Source organism: Flavobacterium sp. (genome assembly GCF_003525665.1).
Lineage (GTDB): Bacteria > Bacteroidota > Bacteroidia > Flavobacteriales > Flavobacteriaceae > Flavobacterium.
Genome location: NZ_DQDX01000170.1, coordinates 1 through 7,091 on the forward strand (window position 1 = coordinate 1; position 7,091 = coordinate 7,091).

The 7,091-nt window shown below is 31.1% G+C and carries 6 protein-coding genes; 1 reads left to right on the top strand and 5 read right to left on the bottom strand.

Features of this window, described 5'->3' with window-relative positions; translation table 11 throughout:
- Nucleotides 1-96: 96 nt before the first annotated feature.
- Nucleotides 97-804 carry a PH domain-containing protein gene (locus DIU01_RS11895; RefSeq protein WP_290834731.1) on the top strand — a complete coding sequence of 236 codons (708 nt, stop codon included), beginning with the start codon at nucleotides 97-99 and terminating at the stop codon, nucleotides 802-804.
- Between the two features lie 103 nt (nucleotides 805-907).
- On the opposite strand, the gene DIU01_RS11900 is transcribed toward DIU01_RS11895, so the two are convergent.
- From DIU01_RS11900 to DIU01_RS11920, 5 genes are all read right to left on the bottom strand, one after another.
- Complete coding sequence (locus DIU01_RS11900) at nucleotides 908-1,369, bottom strand: copper resistance protein NlpE (RefSeq protein ID WP_290834734.1); 462 nt, start codon at nucleotides 1,367-1,369, stop codon at nucleotides 908-910.
- Nucleotides 1,370-1,373: 4 nt separating this feature from the next.
- Nucleotides 1,374-2,474 carry a DUF4407 domain-containing protein gene (locus DIU01_RS11905; RefSeq protein WP_290834736.1) on the bottom strand — a complete coding sequence of 367 codons (1,101 nt, stop codon included), beginning with the start codon at nucleotides 2,472-2,474 and terminating at the stop codon, nucleotides 1,374-1,376.
- A gap of 194 nt (nucleotides 2,475-2,668) precedes the next feature.
- Entirely contained in the window at nucleotides 2,669-5,023 is a 2,355-nt protein-coding gene (locus DIU01_RS11910) for a M56 family metallopeptidase (RefSeq protein ID WP_290834738.1), read from the bottom strand.
- Nucleotides 5,020-5,391, bottom strand: coding sequence for a BlaI/MecI/CopY family transcriptional regulator (locus tag DIU01_RS11915; RefSeq protein ID WP_290834740.1), 372 nt, complete (start codon nucleotides 5,389-5,391; stop codon nucleotides 5,020-5,022). The genes DIU01_RS11910 and DIU01_RS11915 overlap by 4 nt, the downstream gene beginning before the upstream one ends.
- A gap of 149 nt (nucleotides 5,392-5,540) precedes the next feature.
- The gene (locus DIU01_RS11920; protein ID WP_290834742.1) at nucleotides 5,541-6,929 is read right to left on the bottom strand and encodes a dipeptidase; all 1,389 of its coding nucleotides are present in this window, start codon (nucleotides 6,927-6,929) and stop codon (nucleotides 5,541-5,543) included.
- Between the last annotated feature and the right edge of the window lie 162 nt (nucleotides 6,930-7,091).

Here is a 7,091-nt window from a genome sequence, read left to right on the forward strand (position 1 = left end):
AAGAGGTTGATTTATCAAGCTCTTTTTTCATTTTGTATTACATTAGGCATTACTTTTGATAAATCTTTTAAAATCTTAAACCAATAAACTTTCAATATGATTGATAATTTAAAGAAAATATTAAACGAAGATCAAGATCCCAAAGCGATTGAGAAAATCACTTCAAAATTGAGTAATTTATTAATGTCAAATGAAGAAATTGGATACATTGCTGTGCAAAAAAAACCAGCGGTTACCATTTTGCCAGATAGTATTGTGGTTACCAACAAAAGAATAATTCTTTGCAAGCCAAAAAATCTTGGTTTATCAATGGAATTTGTAGATTATGACTGGGATGATATTGCAGGAAGTTTCGTAAAAGAAGGAATTCTTGGAGCCGATTTCACATTCAATACCAAATCCGATTTAACACATACAGTTGATTATTTGCCAAAGAATCAAGCTCGAAAATTATATACTTACGCGAAAGAGCAATTGGATTTATTGAAAAATCCAGTCGTAAATTCAACTACAAGTAATCCTATAATTGCAGAAGAAATAGCTTTTGAAGAAGTTGCTGAGGTTGAAGAAATGGAAACAGAAGAAGTTACAAATTTTGCCGAAATTGTTCCGGTTTCAAATTATACTTCATTTGAAGAACCAAAAGTAGAAGCGCCGACAACATCTTCAGAAAGAAAATTAAGTGAATTGTCGCAAGATGAGTTGTTTGAAAAACTTCAGAATTACAAAAAACTCCTTGACAACGGATTGATTATGCAAGGTGAATATGATAACTACAAGAAAGAGATTTTGAGTTATATGTAATTGCCACAAAGACGCTAAGTCGCTAAGTTGTAATAATAAAGTAAAACCCGATAAAATTGAATTTATCGGGTTTTTTTATGAGTTTTGATAACTAGTAGTTCGCTTATTCTTTATTTAAAACATACATATCCGCCATCGTACTATCGGAATTTTCTTTTCCTTCCGAATTTAAAAGGATCAGTTTGTTTTCTCCAACTTTGTACATTGCAGTTGTTTTGTTATCTGAAACTGTTGTAATTCCGCTTCCTTCTTTGTTCCAAGAAAAAGTTCCGTTTTCGTTAAATTCGTTTTTTTCTTTACCTAAATAAACCGACTTAGATGTAAAAGTCAAATCTTTATTCAAGGTAATTTCCATTGCAATTCCTTCACAATCGGCACACGGAATTGTTCCTTTGTAAGTTCCATTCCAGTCTAAGGAATTTTGCGAATTGTCACCAACAGCAATTATAGAATCTGTTTTAATTTCGGTTACTGTAGTCGTTTCCATTTTAGTGTCATCACTTTTTTTGTTGCAACTTGCAATTAAAAATACACTAAATGCTAGAGTTAAAATTTTGTTTTTCATGTTTTTATATTGATTTCTTCTGCTTTTCTACAAATCCATCCGATTGCAATTTCAATAATTCCATTGCGCCTTTCTTTTTGTAATTATAAAGTTCTCGGTCTTCTTTGATGTCAGCGTAGACTTTATCATAAATTTCTGCATCGGTTTTTCGTTGCAATTCACTTTGATAACGGTTTTGCGCCAATACATTTTTAATTCCCATTTCGTTGTCTTCTTGCTTGAAATCATATTCACCTTTTGGCGAAAGTAATTTGGCAATAATTGGCGAAGTTTCAATGGCTAGAAACAGCAACATGATAAAAAATGATGGTAACCAAGGCAATTTATTCAAAGCATTAATTCGAGCCATTAATCCGTCGAAGCCATCGATAATAGGTTGTGAATCGGTTACTTTTTTGTCAAGATCGGCTTGAAGCGTTTTGGCTTTGTTTTCTTTTTCGGTAATTTTTACAGCATTTACAGCTTTTAACGAATCCAATTGTTTTAATTGTGCATCGTGTTTCAATCTTTTTTCGGCATAAACCGGACCTTTTCCTAGCTTTTTGGTTCCAGATGTTCCTTCGGCTTCGGTAATGTACGTTGCGTATAAATCGTTGACTTCTTTTTCTTTTTTGGCAATATCACTTTTTAAGCTATCGATTTCGGCTTTGTTTTTATCGACATCGCTTTGGAAATAATTGGCAACTTGTTTTTTGTTAGCCAATGCCATTTCGTTTTTCTCTTTCAACAAAACGGTTTCAATTTCTTTCTGAAAAATTTTGATTTCCAATGGTTTTGAAATTACAATTGCAATAACAATCGCCAAAGCAATTCGAGGAGTTGCCTGAATAAATTCGTCTAAAAAGTTATCACGTTTTTTTATTGTAGAAACAATAAATCTATCGAGATTGAAGATTAAAAATCCCCAAACTAACCCAAAGAAAACTGCGGTATAGACATTGTCAAAAACCGTAAAAAGAGCATAACTACTGGCTACAAAAGCCATAATTGCTGTGAAGAAAACTGTGGCTCCAATTCCGGCATATTTGTTTTGTTCGCCGTTGGAACAACCGTTCACAATGTCAGTGTCGACACCAGAACAAAGAATAAAAAAACGTTTTAACATGATTGATTGATTTTATGATGATTTTTTCCGCTACGCTCCAAACAGTTCGGCTACGCCTCGGGTGATGATTGTTATACAAATTTAACGCCAAAAATTTTATAATGTTGTAAAATGATGGAAATTAGTTTGGTTAGCCACTGATTCACAGATTGTTTTTAAAATAAAAATCCGCTTGGTTGTAGCGGATTTATAGCTTAATTAAATATTATTTTCATTTTACTTGAGCCTCCTAATTTATCTTTTATTTTACCTTTTAAGTTTTTTTCATAGAAATCTTTAGAATAAATGAAATATAAAAAATCTCTGGGAGAAGTTGGTGGATTCATCATTTTTGCATAAAAATAAATATCGTTAACATTCATTTTGTTTAATTGTGAATTTTCAATTCTGTTATCATTTAGAAAGATTAAATACTTCTCTTTATTTTTGAAATCTTCGAATAGTTGTTTTGATGGAATCCTTTTTTCTTTCAAGTAGAACATATGAATAGGAAGATATTTTTGTTTTAAAGAAACAGCAATATCCTTATAAGGTTTTGTAAAATTCACATTATTTTTTTTATCAACAATTGTGATTGTCATTCCTTCATAAGCGAAATCTCTTTTTTTATCTTCCCAATCATTTTCTTTTTTATTGCTCTTCGATTTGTTTTCATGCCAAACTTCAACTTTATCTCCAGCATATTTTGTTTTTTGAACGCCCATTTTGGTGTCTTCAAAATATTTATGAGTTGAGAACCAATACTGAAAAGGTTGAGGAAATCTCTTGCTTCTTGCATTTTTTAAAATCACACTTCCACTGAAATGAGCTATTTCATTTGGCTTGTATTTGCTTAAATTTTCATTTGGAACGTGTTTTCCATCAATCCAAATTGCATATTTTTTACTGTTTTTGAATTCCTCCATTTCTTTTTGCGTTGGAGACATCTTTTGTAACGGTTTTGGTGTTAAAAGAAAATATGTGCCAAATTTTTGTTTATCTTCTTTTGTAAGTTCTTCATATAACTTGTCTATAATTACTTTTCCATTTTTTCCTCCATCTCTATAGATGAATCTTACTCCTTTAAAGTACGAAGCCTCAGTTACTATGCTATTCTTTTCTTGTGAATTTGATCTAAAATTATTCGGATATCTTCTTTTTGCTTCTTGATATTCAATCATTCCCGTTTTTAAAGTATCATGTTCATATTTTACATGACTGTCTTTTAAATTTTTATCAAAATAGGCATTAGTAAATAATGTGTATTGATATTCTTGAGGAAATTGTTTTAATCTTACTTTTTTATCAATAAATCTGCGTGTATAATATTTAAAATCTGATGATTTGTATTTTTTTAAATCTGAGTTTTTTACAGCTTTTCCATCAATCCAAACGGCTTCTTTGTTAGTATTACTAAGTTTGTTAAATAATTCTTCGCTTACTTTTTTTGGATTAATTTTACTTGGAACCCAACTTAAGTAATATCTTTTTTCCTTTAGCGAAAGGTCTTCATACATTTTATTAATTTTAATAGTAGTGTCTTTTTTAACATCTGTAATTTTTACATAAACACCACTATAATATGTATCTCTTCTTTTATCACTTACTTCTGAATTATCGAGTTCTACGGTATTTATAAGTTCTGCACTTGTAGCGTCTTGATTTTTGGAAATTATCTTCTCCTTCGCCACAACTTCAATACAGAAAAAGTAAACCAACACGGAAAGGATAGGAACAACAGCTACTTTTTTTAATAGTGCTATTTTTTTCGATGTGCTTTTTGTCATCATAATTAATCGTTTTTTGGTTACGGAATAATTTAAGTTACTAGCCAAGTAAATCGTTTGGTTGTTGCTTCCTTTTTGCAAAAGTAAATTTTGGTAAAACGGTACATTGTTATAAGTTTTCACTATTTCTTCATCGGCAAGAAATTCGTGATTGAGTTGAATAGCTTTTTTATAAAAAATAAATATTGGATTGAACCAAAAAATAACTTTCAAGAATTCTATAAACAAGATGTCTAAAGTGTGTTTTTGAGTTACATGAACTAATTCGTGCGAGTACAATTCGTCTTCAATATTTCGGTTATTATAATCTTCAAAATTGATGAATATTGAATTCAAAAAGGTGTGAGGAAGCGTCTCTTCTTCAACCAAAACCAAATTAGTATTTTTGTATTTTACATTCGGATTGGATTTGGATTTTGCAATTAATTTCCAAATGTTTTTTGAGAATCGAATTAATAATAGGAAGCTAATTATTCCATACAAACTCCATAAAACGTATGGAATGAAATTGATTTTTTCCTCTACAGGTAAACTAGTTCCTTGAATTTCATTTTCCGGAATTGCCGAAGAAGTTATGACAGTATTCAACGGTTCGATATTTTGAACAACAGGAACAATTTTGATAATTTCAAAAGTCAAAAACGGAATCACAAATGAAATTACAATTGAAAACAAAAGATAAAATCTATTGAATTGATGCATTTTTTCTCGTTCTAGAACTAAGTGATAGAAGCCAAGAAAAACGGTTAAACTGATGGTTGATTTTAATAGAAAGTCGATCATTTTTTCTTTTTTTGAAGTTCAACATCGATGATTTTTTTTAATTCTTCTAATTCTTTTTCGGTTAGATTGGTTTCTCTTGTGAAGAAGGAAGCAAATTGCGAAGCCGAATCGTTAAAGAAGTTTTTTATCAATCCATTAACGTGTTTGGAGAAATAATCTTCTTTTTTTACTAATGGATAATATTCTCTTGAATTTCCAAATTCATTGTAAGCCACAAAATTCTTATCAATCATTCTTTTTAATAAAGTTGCAACTGTTGTTGTAGCTGGTTTTGGTTCTGGAAATGCTTCTAGCAAATCTTTCATGAAAGCTTTTTCAAGTTTCCATAAATGTTCCATTAACTGTTCTTCCGAATTGGATAATTGCATTGCTCTACGTTTTTAGAATTAACTCTACAAATGTAGAATAAAATTTTACTTCTACAAGTGTAGAATGAAAATTTAACATTTTCGTATAAAAAAATCCGTTCACTGAATTAAGAATGAACGGATTAAAAATTGTTGAATTTGCGGTTGAATTATTTACTCATTTCCACAAAATACTTATAAAATAAAGGAATAGTTTCAATACCTTTTAAGTAATTAAAAATTCCAAAATGTTCATTTGGTGAGTGAATAGCATCAGAATCTAGTCCGAATCCCATTAGTATAGTTTTAGATTTTAATTCTTTTTCGAATAAAGCAACAATAGGAATACTTCCACCAGAACGCACTGGAATCGCAGGAACTCCAAAAGTTTCAGTGTAAGCTTTATTGGCAGCTTTGTAACCAATGCTATCTATTGGAGTTACATAACCTTGTCCGCCATGATGTGGTTTTACTTTTACTGTTACGCCAGAAGGAGCAATGCTTTCAAAGTGTTTAGTAAACAATTCAGTAATTTGTTCCCAATCTTGATTTGGTACCAAACGCATAGATATTTTTGCAAATGCCTGACTTGCAATTACTGTTTTTGCACCTTCGCCAGTATATCCGCCCCAAATTCCGTTTACGTCTAGCGTTGGTCTGATGGAGTTTCTTTCGTTGGTAACATATCCTTTTTCGCCATAAATGTCGTTAAGGTTCAATGCTTTTTTATAATTATCTAAATTGAAAGGTGCTTTTGCCATTTCGGCTCTTTCTTCTAACGATAATTCTTCTACATTATCATAGAATCCTGGAATAGTGATGTGATTGTTTTCGTCATGAAGTGAGGCAATCATTTTTGCTAAAACATTTATTGGATTTGCAACTGCGCCACCATAAAGTCCAGAATGTAAGTCACGATTTGGTCCAGTAACTTCAACTTCAACATAACTCAAACCACGCAATCCTGTGGTAATTGACGGTTGTTGGTTAGAAATCATTCCAGTATCAGAAATTAAAATCACATCATTAGCAAGTTTTTCTTGATTTTGAGTGACAAACCATGATAAACTTTTAGAACCTACTTCTTCTTCACCTTCAATCATAAATTTTACGTTGCAAGGCAAACAATTGTTTTGAATCATGTATTCAAATGCTTTCACGTGCATGTACATTTGACCTTTATCATCACAAGCACCACGAGCGAAAATTGCACCTTCTGGATGAATTTCTGTGGTTTTTATTACAGGTTCAAATGGAGGAGAAGTCCAAAGCTCCATTGGATCTGGTGGTTGAACGTCATAATGTCCGTAAACCAAAACTGTTGGAAGATTTTTATCAATAATATGTTCTCCAAAGACAATTGGGTAACCAGGAGTTTCACAAATTTCAACGTGATTACAACCAGCTTTTTCAAGTGAAACTTTCACCGCATTTGCAGTATCAATCACATCTTGAGAGTAAGCCGTATCCGCACTTACAGAGGGAATTTTTAATAATTCGATTAATTCGTTTAGAAAACGCTCTTTGTTTTCTTGAACGTATTGTTTTATATTATTCATTTTTAATGGTTTATTTTGAAATTCAAAAGTACGAAAAAGAGTTTTAAAAAAAAATCCTATTTCATAATTTGTAATTAAGAATTATTCTTATATTTGCACTCACAATTTTCGCGGATATGGTGAAATTGGTAGACATGCCAGACTTAGGATCTGGTGCCGCAA

Excerpts from the sequence above, each read along its gene's own strand:
- DIU01_RS11895 (WP_290834731.1), top strand. The coding sequence starts at position 97 with ATGATTGATAATTTAAAGAAAATATTAAACGAAGATCAAGATCCCAAA.
- DIU01_RS11900 (WP_290834734.1), bottom strand. The coding sequence starts at position 1,369 with ATGAAAAACAAAATTTTAACTCTAGCATTTAGTGTATTTTTAATTGCA.
- DIU01_RS11905 (WP_290834736.1), bottom strand. The coding sequence starts at position 2,474 with ATGTTAAAACGTTTTTTTATTCTTTGTTCTGGTGTCGACACTGACATT.
- DIU01_RS11910 (WP_290834738.1), bottom strand. The coding sequence starts at position 5,023 with ATGATCGACTTTCTATTAAAATCAACCATCAGTTTAACCGTTTTTCTT.
- DIU01_RS11915 (WP_290834740.1), bottom strand. The coding sequence starts at position 5,391 with ATGCAATTATCCAATTCGGAAGAACAGTTAATGGAACATTTATGGAAA.
- DIU01_RS11920 (WP_290834742.1), bottom strand. The coding sequence starts at position 6,929 with ATGAATAATATAAAACAATACGTTCAAGAAAACAAAGAGCGTTTTCTA.